Annotated in this window: 14 protein-coding genes and 1 pseudogene; 12 read left to right on the plus strand and 3 right to left on the minus strand. The window is 30.9% G+C overall.

From position 1 onward, the window contains the following. The first annotated feature begins 1 nt into the window (after position 1). The 5 genes from B5E87_RS01220 to B5E87_RS01240 all read left to right on the plus strand — a co-directional run bounded on the left by B5E87_RS01220 (position 2) and on the right by B5E87_RS01240 (position 9,789). The gene (locus tag B5E87_RS01220) at positions 2–646 is read left to right on the plus strand and encodes a DUF4194 domain-containing protein (RefSeq protein ID WP_087243122.1); all 645 of its coding nucleotides are present in this window, start codon (positions 2–4) and stop codon (positions 644–646) included. Beyond that, positions 633–3,827: an ATP-binding protein gene (locus tag B5E87_RS01225; protein WP_087243123.1), complete on the plus strand. Its 3,195-nt coding sequence runs from the start codon at positions 633–635 to the stop codon at positions 3,825–3,827. The genes B5E87_RS01220 and B5E87_RS01225 overlap by 14 nt, the downstream gene beginning before the upstream one ends. Further along, complete coding sequence (locus tag B5E87_RS01230) at positions 3,820–4,998, plus strand: Wadjet anti-phage system protein JetD domain-containing protein (RefSeq protein WP_087243124.1); 1,179 nt, start codon at positions 3,820–3,822, stop codon at positions 4,996–4,998. The genes B5E87_RS01225 and B5E87_RS01230 overlap by 8 nt, the downstream gene beginning before the upstream one ends. A gap of 86 nt (positions 4,999–5,084) precedes the next feature. Further along, positions 5,085–8,321 (plus strand): DEAD/DEAH box helicase, encoded by a 3,237-nt coding sequence (locus tag B5E87_RS01235; RefSeq protein WP_158095519.1) that lies wholly within the window; start codon positions 5,085–5,087, stop codon positions 8,319–8,321. A gap of 10 nt (positions 8,322–8,331) precedes the next feature. Then, positions 8,332–9,789, plus strand: a complete 1,458-nt coding sequence (locus B5E87_RS01240; protein WP_087243126.1) for a DNA-directed RNA polymerase subunit alpha C-terminal domain-containing protein — start codon at positions 8,332–8,334, stop codon at positions 9,787–9,789. Between the two features lie 54 nt (positions 9,790–9,843). On the opposite strand, the gene B5E87_RS01245 is transcribed toward B5E87_RS01240, so the two are convergent. Beyond that, positions 9,844–11,199, minus strand: coding sequence for an NCS2 family permease (locus tag B5E87_RS01245; protein WP_087243127.1), 1,356 nt, complete (start codon positions 11,197–11,199; stop codon positions 9,844–9,846). A 286-nt stretch (positions 11,200–11,485) separates the two neighbouring features. Here B5E87_RS01245 and B5E87_RS01250 point away from each other — a divergent pair, with 286 nt between their 5' ends. The 3 genes and pseudogenes from B5E87_RS01250 (at position 11,486) to B5E87_RS01260 (ending at position 14,161) form a co-directional block, all read left to right on the plus strand. Further along, positions 11,486–12,046: an RNA 2'-phosphotransferase gene (locus B5E87_RS01250; RefSeq protein WP_087243128.1), complete on the plus strand. Its 561-nt coding sequence runs from the start codon at positions 11,486–11,488 to the stop codon at positions 12,044–12,046. A gap of 93 nt (positions 12,047–12,139) precedes the next feature. Further along, positions 12,140–12,916 (plus strand): annotated as a pseudogene (ucpA, locus tag B5E87_RS01255) (SDR family oxidoreductase UcpA); the annotation flags it as partial. 312 nt (positions 12,917–13,228) lie between these two features. Next, entirely contained in the window at positions 13,229–14,161 is a 933-nt protein-coding gene (locus B5E87_RS01260; protein WP_087243129.1) for a GTP-binding protein, read from the plus strand. A gap of 10 nt (positions 14,162–14,171) precedes the next feature. Here B5E87_RS01260 and B5E87_RS01265 read toward each other — a convergent pair whose 3' ends face one another. Further along, positions 14,172–15,128 carry a biotin--[acetyl-CoA-carboxylase] ligase gene (locus B5E87_RS01265; protein WP_087243130.1) on the minus strand — a complete coding sequence of 319 codons (957 nt, stop codon included), beginning with the start codon at positions 15,126–15,128 and terminating at the stop codon, positions 14,172–14,174. Positions 15,129–15,221: 93 nt separating this feature from the next. On the opposite strand from B5E87_RS01265, the gene B5E87_RS01270 reads away from it, so the two are divergent. From B5E87_RS01270 to B5E87_RS01280, 3 genes are read left to right on the plus strand one after another with little or no spacing between them, the layout of a single operon-like run. Continuing rightward, a complete protein-coding gene (locus tag B5E87_RS01270) occupies positions 15,222–15,722 on the plus strand; it encodes a DMP19 family protein (protein WP_087243131.1) in 501 nt (166 codons plus the stop codon). A gap of 58 nt (positions 15,723–15,780) precedes the next feature. Next, on the plus strand, positions 15,781–16,002 hold the full coding sequence (locus B5E87_RS01275) for an acyl carrier protein (RefSeq protein ID WP_087243132.1): 222 nt from the start codon (positions 15,781–15,783) through the stop codon (positions 16,000–16,002). A 37-nt stretch (positions 16,003–16,039) separates the two neighbouring features. After that, on the plus strand, positions 16,040–16,966 hold the full coding sequence (locus B5E87_RS01280) for a magnesium transporter CorA family protein (protein ID WP_087243133.1): 927 nt from the start codon (positions 16,040–16,042) through the stop codon (positions 16,964–16,966). Here B5E87_RS01280 and B5E87_RS01285 read toward each other — a convergent pair. Then, positions 16,961–18,298, minus strand: a complete 1,338-nt coding sequence (locus B5E87_RS01285; protein ID WP_087243134.1) for an aminotransferase-like domain-containing protein — start codon at positions 18,296–18,298, stop codon at positions 16,961–16,963. The two genes, B5E87_RS01280 and B5E87_RS01285, sit on opposite strands and share 6 nt — an antisense overlap. 127 nt (positions 18,299–18,425) lie before the next feature. Between B5E87_RS01285 and B5E87_RS01290 the strand changes: the two genes are divergently transcribed. After that, entirely contained in the window at positions 18,426–19,754 is a 1,329-nt protein-coding gene (locus tag B5E87_RS01290; RefSeq protein WP_087243135.1) for a 6-phospho-beta-glucosidase, read from the plus strand. Positions 19,755–19,783: the final 29 nt, after the last annotated feature.

A 19,783-nucleotide genomic window follows, 5' to 3' on the forward strand; every position in this document is an offset into this window, starting at 1 on the left:
CATGAATAAATATCAGCAGGTCACAACATTTTATAATCACTATGTACGTTTAAGTGATTCAAAAAAAGAAGAGTTTTCACGTTTGTGTAATAAATTATTGAGTTATAATTATATCTGTGCCAGTCGTCCTCAAGATCAGGATGACTATTATAAAATTGTTAGTGAATTAGATTTATATGTTCAATACTTTGCATTAATGGATTATGTTGTAGAACATCATCAAGTAGATAAAGTCATTAATTTATATAATTTACAAAATTATAATCGTTATACATTGAAGAAAAATGAATCCATTGTTTTATTGCTTTTAAGAAGATTCTATTATCAGAAGATGCAGGAAGTTTCATTAATAGATCAGATTACAATGACAATGGAAGAACTTCATGACGCTATGCTTGCCACAGGACTTTTTGAAAAACGCATCAATAAAGGTGAAATGAGAGACATATTACGTATTTTAAGACGTTATCATATTATTGACACAACAGGACAAAGCGATGATGATCAATCTATCATTATTATTTATCCAACAATACTCTATGTTTTGCCAGTTCAACAGATAGAGGATATTGATCATCGACTAGCAGAATACAGCAGACAAGGTGGTGACAAAAGTGAAGAAGCTCGTGAAGATGAAGATTATTAATTGGCATCTTTTTAGTAATGAAACAATTGAAATCAAAAATAATGTTGTTATTACAGGGGAAAATGGAACAGGTAAGTCAACATTATTGGATGCACTTCAGTATGTTTTAACTGCGGGGAAAGCCAAATTTAACAGTGCTGCCAATGATTCTGGAAAACGTAATATAGAAGGGTATATGCGTGGAAAACTGGGACGAGAAGGTAAGCCATTTTTACGTACTGGGGATGTTGTTTCTTACATTGTCTTAGAATATTTTGATGAAACATCTAAACGTTCACAACTGATAGGCGTCGTCCTTGAATTAAGTCAAGCCAATATTAAAAAGGAACTCTTCTTTCAAGTTTTAGACCAAAATATACAGGATGATTTGTTTATTCATAAACGACATATCTATAATCGTAACGAATTTAGAAAAGAATTACAAAAACGCAAGCTTAAAGCCAATTTTGCAGATAAGAAGAGTCAGGTTCCTTCACTTTTTAGACAAAGTTTAGGTGTCTCTTCAAAATATTTTGAACTGATACCTCGAGCCCTGGCATTTAAGCCTATTAATCAGGTATATAATTTTATTTATGATTTTTTATTGAATGAAGATCCTGTCAAAATTGATGATTTACGTAATAATATTCATGCTTATAGACATTTAAGTGATGTCTTAAAAGAACAACAAAAACGTATGGAATTATTAGAACAAATTGAAAAAACATATCAGCAATATCAAAAAACAATGAAACATTTAAAAAATTATGAATTTGTAAAAGATGTGTTTTATATAGAAAGCTTAAATTATCAAAAAGGACAATTGGTACAGAGTATCGCGAAAAATAAGAAAATGATTCAAGATATGAAACAACAGATATCTCTGATTCAAAATCAGTTGCATGGTTTACAAAAAGATGTCTTTCAATTGGAAAGTACTCTTGAATCTAATGAAAGCTATCGTTTAAAAAAAGAACTAGAAGAAAATCTTCATCAGCAACAAAGACGTTTTGAACAGATATCTCAAGATTATCAGTTCTATATATCACAATTACAGGAAGATATCACAATGTTAAAGCGTTTAAGAATGAAAGAGACTTTTGTTGAACGTATTCAAAATCAAGATTATGATAGTCAGTATTTAAGTGAACAACTTTTTGATATCCGTAATGATTTAAATGAAAGACGAAATGTCAATATGCAAAAAACAGCTCAATATAATCATGAGTTCAAACAGCTTAGAGAAACCAGTCAGCAGTTCAATAAACAGATGGAACTGTTGAATCGTAATCGTTTTTATTATCGCAAAGAAGTCAGTGAATTAATCGAAGTTCTTTCAGTGAATCTGGAAGAATATTTTCAGCAAAAAGTTGAAGTTAAGCCTTTATGTGAATATCTGGAAGTAACAGATGAATCATGGCGTCAGGCTATTGAAGGTTATCTCAATACGCAGCGCTTTGATTTGATTATTGAACCTGTTTATTTTCAAAAAGCTATGCAAATTTATGAACAATATAAAGCAGAACATCATATTTTTGGTGTCGGTATTGTAAATGTGATTCCTTTACAGAAATATTCTCAAACAGCAGAAAATAGCTTGGCACAGTTTGTGACAAGTTATAATAGCTATGCCAAAAATTATGCCAATATGATTTTAAATAAGGTTCATTGTGTTGAACATGTTGAAGATTTGACACAATATCCAATTGCAATCACAAAGACATGCATGGTTTATCAAAATTATGCTGTGAGAGCTATCAATCCTAAAATCTATCAACAACCATATCTAGGACAGGAAGCCATGAAAATTCAAAAGCAGATCATTCATCAAAAATTAACTGATTTAAAGCAAGAGATGACACAGATAGAAAAACAAAAACAGGATGCATCAAGAATTGTCCATTGGATTGAACAGTCACATATCAGTGATCTTGTTAGAAATTTCTATATTATTGATGATTATCGTCTGCTTGAAAAACAAATTCAGGATTTAAAAACACGCTTAAGTGAGATTGAAGAAGATGATTCCATTATGACTTTGATGTTCCAGCTTGAACATCTTCAAAAAGAATTGAAAACAGTTCAAAATCAGCTGACAGAGAAACAAAATCAATATAGTTATGAAACAGTCAGCATGGAAAATAACCAGAAGTCTTTAGAATCTTTGGAACAGACTTTGTCATCTTTACCACCACTTCCTGTAACACTTGATCCAGAAGTTGAAAAAATCAAACAACGTTACCAAAAACGTTATGGCAGATATCAGTATCAGACAATCAATCATCAGCTTCAATCGCGAATCAATGAGGATAATGCACAAGTTGTCAAAGATCAAAAAGATGTGGAATATCATATGCGTACATTTAATCATGAAGCCAAAATGGGTTATGAAGAAAGTGTTGAAAACATTGATGCCTATTTAACGATGTATTATCAGTTAAGAGATATCGAAATTGTGAAGCGACAGGAAGATGTTCGTCAGGCACGCATGAAGTGTGAAATGTCTTTCCAGGAATCATTTATTTCAAGGCTTTACGAAAAGATTCAACAGGCTAAAAAAGACATTCAGGAACTGAATAAAGGATTAAAAAATAAAAACTTTAATGGAGATCACTATGAATTTGAAGTCAATCCAAGTCGTCGACCAGAATATCGACAATATTATGACATCATCAGTACAAACCAGCAATATAACAGCGACAATTTATTTGTTACGACGTTATCACAAGAAAATCGTCATGTTATGGATGAGCTGTTTAAACAAATGGCTTTATTAGATGATAATGAAAGTGGAGAAAAGTTACTCAGAAAATATACAGACTATCGTGAATATCTTGATTATGATATCAAGATAACTCATGAAAATGGTGATTTCACAAAGTTTTCTAAGGTCAATCGTGAAAAATCAGGTGGAGAGACACAGACACCATTTTATGTTGTGATTGCTTCAAGCTTTGAACAGCTTATTAAGCAACGATATCAGGAAGATTCAGGATGTGTTGTTTTATTTGATGAAGCATTTAATAATATGGATGAAACAAGAATTCAGTCTATGATGAAATTTTATAATGAACTCAATGTTCAGATTATTATTGCAGTTCCACCTGATAGGGCTAGTACAATTATGCCTTATGTTGATACCACTTTAGCGATTATCAAATCTGGAGATCATTCATTTGTAGAGGAAATTATTCATGAATAAATATGGAAAATTGGTTTTAAATCATTTATTAGATAAATATGAACGTAGTGTTTTGTCTAAACAAGGCTCAGATAAACATTTACGCATTCATATACCAGTACGTAAAATGTTTCCTAAATATGATAACAGTGATTATTATCATGAACGTTTGTTGATTGATGAAGCACTTCATGATTTAAGAGAATTACATATCGTGAGTTTATCAATGGACCTAGATGGTATTGATGATATTGAACTTTCTTTAATGAATATTGAAAAAGCCTATCAATATGCAAATCGAACTTTTTCTTTAGAAACAAGAAAGACAGTTATTCAGCTATTGGAACAGACAACATTTTCATATCAATGGCTGGAAACTTTTCGTATCGATATGTTAAAAAAGCTTTCTTTGTTTCAGTCGGTTTATCGCTATTTGAATCTTGATGATATTTTGGAAATTAAGGATATTTTTACAGTTTTGAAAGCTTTGCCTTTACAAAGTCATGAAATCTCATTAAGAAAGTTTTCTTTGGCGGTTTTAAAAGATTCTAAACGTTTAGAAGTTATCAAAACACGTTTATTACATATTTTATTTGATTACTGTCCGGAAAGTTTTGAGGATGAAGATGATGCTTTTGCATATTTCAATATTATGAAAAATCCTGGTTTTCTCTATTTAAGGGGACGCATGGTCATTGAACTCAATGGTCAAGTCATTGATTTAGGGCGTTTAAAAAGTCCCTTTTCTTTGATGAGTGAAAATATAGAACAATTACATATCTTAGATATCCAAGATCAGAATGTTTTGACCATTGAAAATCTGACTTCATTTTATGATACTGTTTTAGATAATACACTTGTGATTTACTTAGGTGGTTATCATAATGCTTTAAGACGTTCGTTGCTGACAAAAATATATGCGCTTTATCCCCATCTAAAGTTTTATCATTTTGGAGATATTGATGCAGGAGGATTTTATATCTATTATCATTTAAAAGAAAAAACACAGATTCCTTTTGAGATGCTTGGCATGGATATTCCCACATTACAGCACTATCAGGCTTATTGTAAATCCTTAACGCAAAATGATAGACGTCGATTAGAGAAACTGCAGGAAAAACATCATTTAGAAGTTATCAGTTATATGCTAACGCACAATTGTAAGCTGGAACAGGAAATTGTGAATCTGTAATCAAAACATTTTCAAAGAGTCATGATATGGCTCTTTTTATTATGACAAAATATGATATAATGTGCACATATAAGGAGAATTCATCTATGAAAACTGATTTTAATTTATTAACTTTATTTTCTAATCCAAATAATATATCTATTGCTAAAAGTTATGATCGTTATGACAATGTTTTAAGCATTGATCTTGAACAAGTGGAAAATGGATATCATGTTGATGCTGTCGTGAGAGTTAGAAGTGAAGAGTTTCAATGTTCTTTTTCCTTTGATGAGGAGTATAGTTTAACGGATTACAATTGTGAATGTATCTGGTGCCGTGATGGGAGCCCATGTGCTCATATTGGTGCAGTTTTATTGAAGTTAAATCAACTGGAGATTCCATCTTTTCCATACCACTATACCAATTCTCAAATTGAAGAAGAAAAAAAGCGACAAGAAGAACATCGCCAACAACAACTTCAGCGTGCCTATGCTTTAAGAGCTTTAGAAACAAATAATTTAATTCAACAAAATAAAGAATATTATCATAATCAGGTAAGCTCATCAATTTCTCATGAAAAATATCAATTAACACCTTCTTTTTATAATGACGATGATGATTTATATTTAGAATATAAGATTGGTAATACGAAAAAATACATTATTAAGAATATTGATGAATTCTTGGAACATATAGAGAATGAGGAGCAGGTCAAATATGGCAAATTTCTACAATTTGTTCATACACGTGAAGCTTTTACAGATGAAGCATTAAAACAGATTAATTTTCTTAAAAATGCTAAAAATACAATGAATGAGATTTATCGCGATAACTACTTTTTTGATTTTCGAAGAGATTTCAATATAGGAAGATATTTATATATTCATACAGAATTTATTGATGAATTTTATGATGTCTATAAAAAATTAGATTTAAATCATTGCCATTTTGAAAATATTGATTATGCTATCAAAGTGCGATTAATCAAAGACAATCATTACTATATACTTCGTGTCACAGATGAAAATGTCTTTTATCATGGTAATCATTATATTTATTTTATTTCAAAATCTGATTCACAGACAAATATTCAACGTCTTCAGATAAATTTAAATGATAAATCTTTTGATGCTTTACTTCATTTACTTAAAGAACCTATCTTTATTAAAGAAGAAGATTTTGATGACTTTTATAAATATGTATGGACACCTATGCAAAATTCTTTTGATTTAGAATGTGATTTTGAACTTATCCAGTCATCTTATACTTTCATTAAAATATATGGTGATATGAATGAAAATGAACAAATTTATTTTAAGATTTATTATGAAGATGAAAATCAAAATCGAATTCATGCTTTTCAAAATGATTTAATGACAACCGTTCAACAGGATATTGTAGAAACATATTTTCGTGAACATTGTCAGCAAATTGATGAAAAGAATGGTTGTGCCTATTTTAATAGTTATGATGAAAAAACATATGAATTTATGCATACAGGTATTGAATTTCTCCAACAATACAGTGAAATATATATTTCAGAAGCATTAAAGAAAATTGGGAAACCTGTTCATTATCAAATTCAGGTCGGTGTTAAAGTTGATCATGATCTTATATCTTTAGATATGAAAAGTACTCAAATTCCACAAATGGAAATTGCTGAAGTTTTGTCGAAATACCGTCGCAAAAAGAAATTTCATCGTTTAAAAAGTGGTGAACTTCTTTATCTTGAATCACCTGATTTGGAAGAATTATCAAAATTTATGGATGAATATCATATCAATGCAAATGATATTCAAAATGGAAGTCTGACTTTAAATAAAAATCGTGTATTTGCATTGGATAATAATGCAACAGAATTGCAACATATACAAATTGAACGAGATGAATCCTTTCAAAAACTTATTCAACAATTCCATCAGCATACACAACATCTTTATCCTTTAACACCATACTACAATCAACTATTGAGAGATTATCAAAAAGAAGGCTATCAATGGTTACGAACACTTTACGAATTGGGATTTAATGGGATATTGGCTGATGATATGGGGCTAGGTAAAACATTACAGGTGATTGCTTTGTTGGATCAGTTAGAAACAAACAAGCCAAGTTTAGTTGTGTGTCCTTCTTCGTTAATTTATAACTGGGAAGATGAAGTTCATAAGTTTTCTCAAACTTTACCAGTGACATGCATTGTATCGGATGCGAATACAAGAAAAACGATGATACATGCGATTTGTGGTAAACATCTTTATGTCACTTCTTATGATTATATACGTCGTGATATAGAGTTATATGATGCTATTGAGTTTGAATACGTGATTCTTGATGAGTCGCAATATATCAAAAACCAGAAAACAAAAAATGCAACATCTGTTAAACAACTCCATGCTCTGCATAAATTAGCACTGTCAGGAACACCTATAGAAAATTCACTAGCTGAATTATGGTCAGTCTTTGATTTTTTAATGCCACAGTATTTATATAATTATCATTATTTTCAAAAGAAATTTGAAACAGATATTGTCAAAAATCAAGATCAAAAGAAGATACAACAACTTCAAAAAATGGTTTCACCATTTATTTTAAGAAGAAACAAAAAAGATGTCTTATTAGAATTGCCTGATAAGATAGAAAAAACACAATTGATTCCTTTTACACAACAGGAAAGTGAATTGTATTTTGCTAATCTTGCTCAAATTAATACTCAGCTTCAAGAATTATTTCAAATGGAAAAAGTTGATCAGATTGTGATTTTATCAATGTTGACAAAACTGAGACAAATCTGCTGTGAACCAAGAATGATATATGATAATATTTATCAAAGTTCATCTAAGATGAAAGCTTGTATGGATTTGATTTGTAATTATAAAGCCAACCATCAACAAGTCTTATTATTTTCATCTTTTACAAAAGTCTTCGATTTGATGGAAGAAGAACTAAAATTAAATGGCATTCGTTATTTTATCTTAACTGGTGGAACTTCTAAGGAAACAAGACGAGAACTTGTACAGCGTTTTCAAGAGGGTGAGGCTGATGTCTTTTTGATTTCTTTAAAAGCAGGAGGAACAGGACTTAATCTAACAAAGGCACAGGCTGTTATCCACTATGATCCATGGTGGAACATTTCTGCACAAAATCAGGCAACGGATAGAGCTTATCGCATTGGACAACATCATAATGTTATGGTTCATCAATTGATTATGAAAGAGAGTATTGAAGAAAAAATTCAAATCTTACAGGCTAAGAAGAAAGAATTAGCAGACATGTTTGTAGAAAACAGTGAGGGAAATATTTCTTCATTATCAACAGAAGATTTGAAAGCGTTGTTTGCTATGTAGGGGGAAGACTATGAGATATTATATTAAAGAATATTTAAATCAAAAATATGAAATAGCAGCTATGGATGGTTATGATGCCTATGTCAGCATTTACAATCATGAAGATATTCATTTGACTTCTCAACAAAAAGAAACTGTATCCTGTTCGACTGTTGATAACCAGTATTATTACGGCATTGGTCAAGAAGAATGTCACGACTACTGTCAAATAGCTCAATATTTAGATATGGATCCATTACGATTTTTACAATTTTATCCATCATCACGTGATTATGGAAATTATAAAAACTTTTCTCAATTTCAAGACATTCATCATTGCATGGATTTTAGAAAAATCATAGAAGATGAAATCAAAGAACTTGTTTTAAAAGAACAATTACATCCAGATTCATTATTGTATACTCTATTAAAAGCAAAAGGCTATGTTTATCAGTCATCTGATGAAAATATACCTTATGAATTGCTTCATACACCTATTGAAGAACTAGGATTAAGTGTCCGTAGTTACAATTGCCTGAAAAGAGCAAATATTCATACTTTACGTGATTTAAGACAAGTCATGAAAAATGATGAACTTTATAAAATAAGAAATATGGCTCATAAGCTTGTTAAAGAAATTATTGATGCATATTGTCAGTTTCTGAATCAGAATTTTTCTTATCATTTAGAGTTGCATTTCATGCAAAAAAAGAGTCCTATCACATTTGTCTATGATAAGCAAGGTTTTGCATTAAAAAGTATTGTATCTAGCATTTTTCAAGACTTTTTCTTGGCTGATCACAAAAGTTTGTTAAAACATCATGATGCAATTTTTACCCCCAAAATAACAAATGTTCTTTTATGGATGGGCTACAGCAATATTGATGATGTTGAGCCTCACTTACCAAAGCTCGATGATTGTTTTTATAAACTTTCTTTTATATCAAAGCCAGATGCTCTACAAAAAAGGTATAATGACTATCTTCATGCTCATATCACATATCATGAAATTCCTTATTCCATTTATCAAAAGCTTATCAATCAGGAGGCTTCACAAAAAGATATACAAAATGCCTTGCAAAAATATAATGCCTATGTTGAAAGTGTTGTTGAACAAATTAATAATAAAATATATTATGTCGAAAACGATCAGACAAGAGAATTTTATCATGATGATGAAAACGATACTGTTGATATATATGATATGGGTATTTATGAATGTATTCAATATGATGATTTGAAAAAGATTATGGATTCATTAGAAGATATCTGTGTTATCAAAGAGGTCATGAAAAAAATAAGATTATCACATTCTTATTATATTATTAAGGATCTCAATGAATATAAAGCACAGGTAGACATGATTATCAAAAATCATTCTCAATTAGAAGCCAAAGAACTTATAGAACAACTATTAGATAATCCGTTTTTATTAAAACATCAATACGAAGAACTTGTTCAATATATTCGTCTCAAATATAATAGCTAAATATTTCTATGAAAAAGGAGTTGCTCTGATGAGTCAACTCCTGAATTTTTTGTATTAAATAATCGCAAGTAAGACAAAGTTTAAGATAAATAATAATGCAACACCAGCAATAATAGGGTGAATATCTTTGGCTTGTTTCTTAAAGATTTTAATTAAACAATAGAAAATAAAGGCACTGGCAATACCATAAGAAATACTATAACAAAGAGCCATAAAGATACCTGCAAAGAAAGCTGGAATCGCATCTTCTAAATTTGACCAGTCAATTTCAGCAAATGATGAAACCATCATACATCCAACAATAATTAATGCTGGTGCTGTTGCAGCTGAAGGAATGGCACTGACAAAAGTTGCTAAAAAGGCACTTAAAGCAAAGCAGATGGCTGTGACAACAGATGTTAACCCTGTACGACCCCCAGCCCCAATACCAGCAGCACTTTCTACATAAGTTGTTGTATTTGAAGTTCCAAAAATAGCTCCAATAGATGTTGCAGTTGCATCCGCAAACAATGCTTTATCCATTTTAGAACTGAATCCACTACTTGTTTCTAATGCTTTTTCATCTTCTTCAGAGAAAATACCACTACGTCTACCAGTTCCAATAAATGTACCAATTGTATCAAAAGTGTCTGACATACTAAATGCAAAAATAGTAATTAAAACTAAAGGTAAACGAGACAGATCACTAAATAATGAAGGTAAACCTTCAGATGTAAAAATAACACCAAATGTTGAAGGTAAAGCACTTAATGCTTCACTAAAGCTAACAGTATCTGTTGTGGTTGTCACACCAAAAGGAATACCTAAGATAGTTGTGACAATAATCGCAATTAAAATACCACCTTTCACATTTTTTAATGTTAAAATAGCTGCTAAAACCAATCCAATTAAGAAAATCCATAAAACAGGTTGATTTAATGTAGCAATGGCAGGAACACCGCTATCAAATGTAATAAAACCAACATTTAAGAAACCTAAATAAGCAATAAAGACACCAATTCCACCACCAATAGCATTTTGTAAAGATTGTGGAATAGCCTTAATAATGATTTTTCTGATCTTTGTAACAGTAATGAAAATATTAATCAAACCACAAATAAAAACCATTGATAAGGCTTGTTGCCATGTGAATTGTAATTGAAAACATACTGTATAAACGAAAAATGCATTCAATCCCATTCCAGGTGCTTGAGCATAAGGAACATTTGCTACAAGTCCCATAATTAAAGTTCCAACCACTGCAGAAATAATTGTAGCTAAGAAGACAGCTCCCCATTCCATTCCAGCTTGTGATAATGTATTTGGATTGACTGCAATAATATAAGCCATCGCAAAGAATGTTGTAATTCCAGCCATCACTTCTGTTGAAACAGTCGTTCCATTTTCTTTCAATTTAAATAATTTTTCCATTTTTTCTCCCTTCTCCTGATTTTAATCAAGAATGTCTAAACTTTATCATATTTCAAATTAATTTTCAAATACATCCATCAAATGACTTTATTCATATCATTATTTATCAATGCTTCATAGAAAATATTATTAAGAAATATGATTTTCTTGTATAATAAATTTGAAATCAAAATTCAATTTAAACGATATCATCAATAAATTCTGTTATGTTGAAAAAGATGTAGCAAGATATCGCTATATTTATGAACAGCATTTCAAAAAGAAAGTCAGGAGGGTTTAAGTAAATATGAAATTGACACCTATAAGTCGTTACATGGCATTACTGTTACGTCATCATCCTGAACAGGCAGGGATAACCTTAGATGAACATGGCTGGGCACATGTAGATGAATTAATCAAAGGTATTCAAAAAAGATATCCACAATTTCAACGAGAGATATTAGAAGAGATTGTTCGCACTGATTCAAAACAAAGATATGCTTTTAATGAAGATCATACTTTGATTCGCGCTAATCAGGGTCATTCTATACCTGTTGATATTGAATTCAAACATGCAGTGCCACCTGATATTTTATATCATGGAACAGCTAAAAAGTATGTATCTTCTATTCAACAGCAAGGTTTGATTTCTAAATCGCGACTTTATGTTCATTTATCGACTGATGTTGAAACAGCTATAAAAGTAGGAAAAAGACATGGAGAACCTGTTATCTATCAAATTGATGCGAAACAAATGTATCAGGATGGCATTATTTTTTATCTTTCAGCTAATTATATCTGGCTCGTGAAAAAGGTTCCGCTTCAATATATGAAGCGACTGGATATAGAAAATATAAATCAGACATGAAATGTTTGAGTGTTATGTTCAAAAGGATTACAATAAAGATATAGATAATAATAAAGGAGACATGAATTTATGGGAAAATGAGATGGAAAAGTTGCAATCATTACAGGAGCGGCTGCTGGATTGGGTGAAGGTATTGCAGAAGCCTATGTGAAATATGGAGCTAAAATCTGTATGATTGATTTATCGAAAGATGTTGAACAGACAGCTCAAAAGCTACGAGATCAATATCAGGCTGATATTATTACATATGTAGGCAATGTAGCTGATAAAGCACAAATGAAAGAAGCTGTGCAAAAAACAGTGGATGTTTTTGGTGAAGTCAATATTGCCTGCTGTAATGCTGGAGTTTGTCGCTTGGCACCATTTGAACAAATGAGTGATGAAATGAGAGATTTTCATATTGATGTCAATATCAAAGGTGTATGGAATACTTGTCAGGCAGTCATTCCTTATATGTTAAAACAAGGGAAAGGAAGTATTGTGATTGCTTCTTCCGTGACTGGAGATATTGTGGCTGATGCAGGAGAAGCAGCTTATGCCATGACAAAAGCAGCTCTGGTTGGTTTAACAAAATGTCTAGCTGTTGAATATGCCAGCCGTCATATTCGTGTGAACTGTTCACAACTTGGTTATGCCAGAACACCAATGGTTGAAAAGATGGCAGTAGAATCAAATCCAGATGATCCAGAAAGTGCAATTGCTGATATTGCCAAAGGCGTTCCAATGGGAAGACTTGCCAAACCAATAGAAGTTGGAGAATTATTTGCATTTTTAGGTAGTGATGAGTCAAGTTATATCACTGGTTCACAGTTTGTTATTGATGGTGGAAGTACATTGCCTGAAACGATGAGTATGGGAACAAATGAATAAAATGATAGAGGGAACATGTCCATTCCCTCTTTTTTCATGATCATGAAAGTAGTAGAATATTAAAAAATATGTTAAAATACGCCATATAATCACAAGTCTATATGATGTTATAGACAAGTTATTCAACTTATCAATGTTTAAGTATGATTATAATTCAATAGATTCATGAAAAGTGGTATTATGATTTTTGATGGAGATATTCATTAAACTGATTAAATACAAATAGAATCAATAATTAATGAGCTTCTTTTTATGACACTCATTTGAACATGTTTATAAAAGATAATTCCATAAATGAAGGGAGATGGTAATTTGACAAAGGTAGATTTAATTACTGGTTTTTTAGGTTCAGGAAAGACTACATTTATTAAACATTATGCCAGTTATCTGGTGAAGCAGGGATACAAAGTGGGTATCATTGAAAATGACTTTGGCGCTGTCAATGTGGATATGATGCTTTTACAGGAATCATTAGGTACACAATGTGATTTAGAAATGATTGCGGGTAGTTGTGATCGCCAAACGCATCAAAGACGTTTCAAGACCAAACTCATTTCAATGGGCATGTTAAAATATGATTATCTTTTGGTTGAACCATCTGGTATATATGATGTTGATGAATTCTTTGATGTCTTACATGAAGAACCTTTAGAAAACTGGTATGAAATAGGAAATGTTTTTGCTGTTGTCAATGCTCAAATTGAACAGCATTTATCAAAGACTTCACGTTTTTTATTAGCTTCTCAAGTTGCTCATGCAGGATGTATTTTATTGAGTCATTATCAGGAAGCCAGTTTGGAAGAAGTGAAGCAGACAATTCATTTCATTCAACAATCTCTTTATGATGTACAATGTCAAAGAGTGCTTCAAGAAACGGATTTTGATACACATTGGATGCAATGGACGGACGAAGATTTCCAAAGTTTTATGAATAAAAGTTATGTGTTGAGTGATTATATGAAACATGAGATTGATTATCAAAAAGCATATACATCATTATATTTTATGAATAATCGTTTGAATCAGACAGAATTCAAGAAAGCTATTGATTCTATTTTTCATGATTTGTCATGTGGACATGTTTTTCGTATCAAAGGATTCATATCTGAAAATCAACAATGGATGGAATTGAATGCCACTCAAGATCATATCTCTTTACAACCTATATCTGATGGACAGGATATTGTGATTGTCATTGGAGAAGATTTGAATCAGGAACATATTGAAACTTATTTAAAGCCATAAAAAAACATCGTTACGACGATGTTTTTTTTCGTATAGAAACTTCTCCAGAACAAAGCTGACTGATGCCTTTTTCAGTTTGAATCTTTAATGATGCATCATCATGAATATCTAAAACATAAGCTGTATAGGTCTGATTATTTTCATAGACGGTAATATTTTGATGTAAAATATAAGAATGCTGACGATAAAAATCAAGAAATGAAGATGTCTGTAAGTTTTGATAATCTTGATAGAAAATATGAAAAAAATCTATAATGAGCTGTTCACGAGAAACTTTTGTTGTACAAAAGTCTTCAATACAGCCTGCAATATTTTGTAGTTCATCAGGCATTGTATAAGAATGAACATTGATACCAATACCGACAATCATATTTTCAATACGAGCTGTATTCATTTCAAGACTCGCTTCACATAAAATTCCTGCAACCTTTAAATCCTGAATCATAATATCATTAACCCATTTGATTTGAGGGTAAACAGGATAATTTTTTTCAATCGTTTTGACTAGCGATACAGCTAGGCATGCAGTGATTTTTAAAGAATCATAAATGGTCAGATCTGGTTTTAAAACAAAAGATAAATAAATCCCTTTTTGTTGAGGGGAATGAAAGCTTTTTCCATTTCTTCCTTTTCCTTTTGTCTGTGATTGGGCAATGACAATATCTCCCTGTTGATGAGGTGATCTTTTTAAATAATCATTGGTTGAATCAATATCATCAAAATACTCAATGTTCTTAAAAAAATCAGGAATCTGTGCTTTGATATGATCAATCAAGATCACATCATTATCGTCAGTTAAACAATATCCTTTTTTTGTCGATGATAAAATATGATATCCTTTCTCTTTTAATTTTTTTATACATGTTGATATTGTCATACGTGACACATTTAAACTTTCACAAATATCTTGTCCAGAAATATATTCATTTTGGTGTTGTTTTAATATTTTTAAGATTTCTTTTTCCATGCATTTATTATAGCTTATGTTTATAGGAAAGATAAAGGGATATTATATACTTTTTCACTCAAAAAGTATAAAATAGAGATAGGAGGTGTGATGATGCCAACAGTAGAAGATGTATTAGATGATTTGACTTTACAGGCCAGTGAGATTGTATCTAGAGAAGATGATAGTCAAATTGTCATAGATTTATATAATGTGATTTCTCAAAAGTGTGAAAACGGGGATTTATTAAATGAATTGAATGGAATCGAAAGAGTTTTCTATCTCTGTCAGACTTTTGTTTTGATGATGGGTAGTGGTGGTATAGAAACCTATTACAAAGAGCCATCAGGAAATTATGCTAATGAAACAGTGGAAGCATTACTAGAAATGAATGCTAAACGTACTGCTTTGATTTTGGATAGAGGCAATGGTATTTTTCATGAAGGAATTGTACCCGAGAATCAGCAATTAAGAATGGAAGAATTGAAAAACTTGGATTATAGTGAAATTTCATGGTTGTTTGATTTATTGGATCAGGAATTTTTGCAGTTAAAAGAAGATTTAGAAATGTTAAGTCTGAATTATGTTTTGAATCATAAAGAAGCTTTTATGTAAGAAAAGAGATTGTGTTTTCTAAAAGATATGATTATAATGAAAATGAGGTGAATAAGGAATGGATTATTTTGATAAAATAAAAGAGAGATTATCATCTAAATTAAAAGGTCAGGAATTAACAAAAGAATCTTCTTTTAAAGATTTAGGTATTGATTCATTGGATTTGGTTGATTTAGTCTTTGAATTAGAAGAAGAAATTGGTGTTGAGTTTCAAGATGATGAACTGTTGAAAATTACAACAGTACAAGATTTATTAGATTTAATTGATACAAAGAAATAGGGGGAAACTCTATTTCTTTTTTGTTAGGAGGAAAGTTATGATTTATCAGGTTGATCATCAAAAAGAAATTGTTAATATTCATGATATTCAAGAGGAACATCGTTATATTGCGATGATGGATTTAGAAGAACTCAAGTCCTGTTATCAGGAGTTTGGCATTGATGAAGCTGCTATTCAACGTTTAGAAGATCCTTCATTATTTCATCAAAATATGATTATTCCAGCATATCATTATTATTTTGGTTTGGTTCATTTGATTAATGCAAGAGATATTTTTGTAAAGAAAGATTCATTAGCGTTATTTATCTTTAAAAATATATTTTTGGTTGTTGTGATTGATGATGAAGATCATCACATCAATCAGGTTTTTCAATCATCCAGTGATTATGTTTTACAAAAAGAAGCTTCTATTACAAGACTTGTTTATTATTTTTTAAGTGATCTTCTCGCTGCTGATTATCAGTATCTTGAAGAACTTCAAAATGAAATTGAGGAACTAGAAACACAAGAAGAAGATTCCATGCATTTTACAAATCAGTTAAGACAGTTAAATAAAGAATTGCTGTTATTACAAAATTATTATGAAAACTTCATGACGATAGGTGAAGATTTAGAAATGAATCATCATCATATTTTTGAAGATGATGATTCAAGATATTTTGAAATCTTTACACGTCGTATTGAGCGTTTATCAAAAAATGTAGAAATGTTAAGAGAAATCTTGAATCAGGCTCATAGTGCTCATCAGTCTAGAGAAGACTATAAACTGAATAAAACAATGCAATTTTTTACTGTTGTCACAACGATCTTTATGCCATTGACTTTAATTGCAGGATGGTATGGGATGAATTTTGAAAATATGCCTGAATTAAAAAGTATATACGGTTATCCAGCTGTGATTGTATTAAGCTGTATTGTTGTGATTGGATTGATTGTTTTATTTAAGAAAAAGAAATTTTTATAACATGTCTAAAAAAACTTGATAAAAGATTTGTAAAGCTTCTTTTAAATCATGACTATCAATTCTTGCCAGACTTAAACGAATCGAAGGATGAAAATGGGAAGGATCATAAAAACATCTTTCATTACGGGCAATTTTGATATGTTTTTGTTGGAGTCTGGTTTGAAATAAATCAAGATTGATATCAACAAGACATTGAATGGTTAAATAGTAACCAGAATAGCTGGAAATCACTTGAATCAGTTGTGAATCCCAGTTTTGAGTGACTTTTTTGATAATCTGATAATCTTTTTTTAAATGATTTTGTAGTTGCTGAGTTTGTTTTTTATAAAGTGAGCTTTTAATGTAGGATTCTAAAGTGGCTTGAGAAATTAATGATGGTAATTGATAAGAATAATAGTAGGATTGATGAGTTAGTTTTTCAAATGTGTTTTTAAAGTCTTTATGAATAATCGCAGCACCAATACGTAAATAAGGAATTGTTTTTGAAAAGCTTGTTAGATAAATACAGTTTTGTCCTTCCATATAATAATAGAGTGGTAAATAATGTGATGTTGATGAACAATGTCCAAAGTAATCATCTTCAATAATATAGACATTATACTTTAAAGCCAGTTGCGCAATTTTTTGACGCATAGAGGTAGAATAAGTTGTTCCTAAAGGATTATGATTACGTGGAATGGTATAAAAAAATTTAATGTCATAATGTTGAAAGAGATATTGTAATTGAGTTAAATCAATACCATTTTCATCACGGGCAATTGTCAAAACAGGCAATGATTGAGATTTTAAAAATTGAACATAATAACTATATGTTGGCTCTTCAATCAGAATATATGTATGCTGATTAGGAAAATCAATAGCCGATAAAAAAGATAACATTTGTGTGACACCTTGAATCAGATAGATAGAACTTTCTTGAGTATAAATGCCCATGTCCAAAAAGAAGTCGGCTAAAGTCTGGCGTAAAGATTGAACACCTTGTAAAGACAGGTTCAATGAAGATTCTCTATATTCTTCAATAGCTAATGATAAGCAATGTTTGGCATCTTCTAAAGATGTTGCTTTGATTGCAGGATTCCCTGTTTCTAGTGAAAATTCTTTTGTGTTGGATATTGGTAAGATAGGGGAACCAAGTACATAATAGCCACTTTGTGCTTTGGCATAAATCAAATGTTGATGAATCAATAATTGATAAGCTTTGATCACTGTTTCTTTACTACATCCTTGTTTTTTAGCCATAGTTCCAATCGAAGGCAGACGTTCTCCCTGTTTATAAACCTGTTGCATGATATCTTGTTCTAATGATTGAGCTAAACGTTCATATTTGGTCATATTGATCAACTCCTTAAAGATAGTATATCACATTCTAAACTATACCGGTATAGTTAACAATTCATTGCATTGCTTTTTTAAATAATTATTTTATAATGAAATCATCAAGAAGAAAGAGGTGCTCAAAATGAATAAAGATGGTGTTAAAATTGTAACAATTGGTGGAGGAAGCAGTTATACTCCAGAATTAGTAGAAGGATTTATTAAAAGATATGATCATTTACCAGTAAGAGAATTATGGTTAGTAGATATTGAAGCAGGACGTGAAAAATTAGAAACAGTTGGTGCGTTGGCAAAGCGTATGGTTAAAAAAGCAGGCTTACCAATGAAAGTCATTTTAAGTTATGATCGTCGTGAAGCTTTAAAAGATGCAGACTTTGTCACAACACAAATGCGTATTGGACGTTTACCAGCGCGTGTGTTAGATGAAAGAATTCCATTAAGCCATGGTTTAATTGGACAAGAAACAAATGGAGCTGGAGGAATGTTCAAAGCTTTCCGTACAATTCCTGTGATTTTAGATATTGTTAAAGATATTGAAGAGTTATGTCCAAATGCATGGTTAATCAACTTTACAAATCCAGCTGGAATGGTGACTGAAGCTATTTTACGCTATACAAACTTTAAAAAAGCCATTGGACTTTGTAATGTTCCAGTGAATATGGTTGCTGGTTTTGCAAAAATGTTAAATGTTGATGAAAGTCAAGTGACAATGGAAGTTCAAGGGGTTAACCACTTTATTTTTGCAACTGATGTTTTTGTTGATGGGGTTTCACGTTTTGATGAATTATTGCATAAATATGCATATTTGAAACCTGAAGATACAATTCAAATGAAAAACTTCGTATCTTTACCATACTCTCCATCATTTATCAAAGGATTAAAAGCCATTCCTTGTCCATATCATAATTACTATTTCTATACAAAAGAACAATTAGAAGAAGAATTAGAACAATTGAAAACAGGAACAGTTCGTGGAGAAGTTGTCAGCAAGACTGAAGAAGAATTATTTGAATTATATAGTCATGAAGAACTTCAGGAAAAACCAGAACAATTAGCAATGCGTGGAGGTGCTAAATATTCTGATGCAGCATGTAATTTAATTGCTTCTATCTATACAAATAAAGGTGATATTCAATATGTAGATGTCAGAAACAATGGCGCTATTGCTGATTTACCAATGGATAGTGCAGTAGAAGTGGCTTGTCGTATTACTGCAGATGGTCCACAACCTATCGCAACAGGAGATTTAAGATTACCAATTAGTGGATATGTTCATATGATGAAAACATTTGAACGTTTAGTTATTGAAGCAGCCATCAAAGGTGATCGTGATTTAGCAGTGACAGCTTTAAATATGAATCCATTATGTCCAAGTGATGAAATTGCTAATATTGTGATTGATGAATTATTAGAAGCACATAAAGATTATTTACCACAATTCTTTAATAAATAGAGTTAGTTCGCTAACTCTTTTTTTGTATA

It is taken from the genome of Massilimicrobiota sp. An142 (genome assembly GCF_002160725.1).
In the GTDB taxonomy this organism is placed as follows: Bacteria; Bacillota_I; Bacilli_A; order Erysipelotrichales; family Coprobacillaceae; genus Allocoprobacillus; species Allocoprobacillus merdigallinarum.

Bases quoted from the DNA above. Each gene is read 5' to 3' on its own strand.
- B5E87_RS01220 (WP_087243122.1), top strand. From the start codon at position 2: ATGAATAAATATCAGCAGGTCACAACATTTTATAATCACTATGTACGT.
- B5E87_RS01225 (WP_087243123.1), top strand. From the start codon at position 633: ATGAAGATTATTAATTGGCATCTTTTTAGTAATGAAACAATTGAAATC.
- B5E87_RS01230 (WP_087243124.1), top strand. From the start codon at position 3,820: ATGAATAAATATGGAAAATTGGTTTTAAATCATTTATTAGATAAATAT.
- B5E87_RS01235 (WP_158095519.1), top strand. From the start codon at position 5,085: ATGAAAACTGATTTTAATTTATTAACTTTATTTTCTAATCCAAATAAT.
- B5E87_RS01240 (WP_087243126.1), top strand. From the start codon at position 8,332: ATGAGATATTATATTAAAGAATATTTAAATCAAAAATATGAAATAGCA.
- B5E87_RS01245 (WP_087243127.1), bottom strand. From the start codon at position 11,199: ATGGAAAAATTATTTAAATTGAAAGAAAATGGAACGACTGTTTCAACA.
- B5E87_RS01250 (WP_087243128.1), top strand. From the start codon at position 11,486: ATGAAATTGACACCTATAAGTCGTTACATGGCATTACTGTTACGTCAT.
- B5E87_RS01265 (WP_087243130.1), bottom strand. From the start codon at position 15,128: ATGGAAAAAGAAATCTTAAAAATATTAAAACAACACCAAAATGAATAT.
- B5E87_RS01270 (WP_087243131.1), top strand. From the start codon at position 15,222: ATGCCAACAGTAGAAGATGTATTAGATGATTTGACTTTACAGGCCAGT.
- B5E87_RS01275 (WP_087243132.1), top strand. From the start codon at position 15,781: ATGGATTATTTTGATAAAATAAAAGAGAGATTATCATCTAAATTAAAA.
- B5E87_RS01280 (WP_087243133.1), top strand. From the start codon at position 16,040: ATGATTTATCAGGTTGATCATCAAAAAGAAATTGTTAATATTCATGAT.
- B5E87_RS01285 (WP_087243134.1), bottom strand. From the start codon at position 18,298: ATGACCAAATATGAACGTTTAGCTCAATCATTAGAACAAGATATCATG.
- B5E87_RS01290 (WP_087243135.1), top strand. From the start codon at position 18,426: ATGAATAAAGATGGTGTTAAAATTGTAACAATTGGTGGAGGAAGCAGT.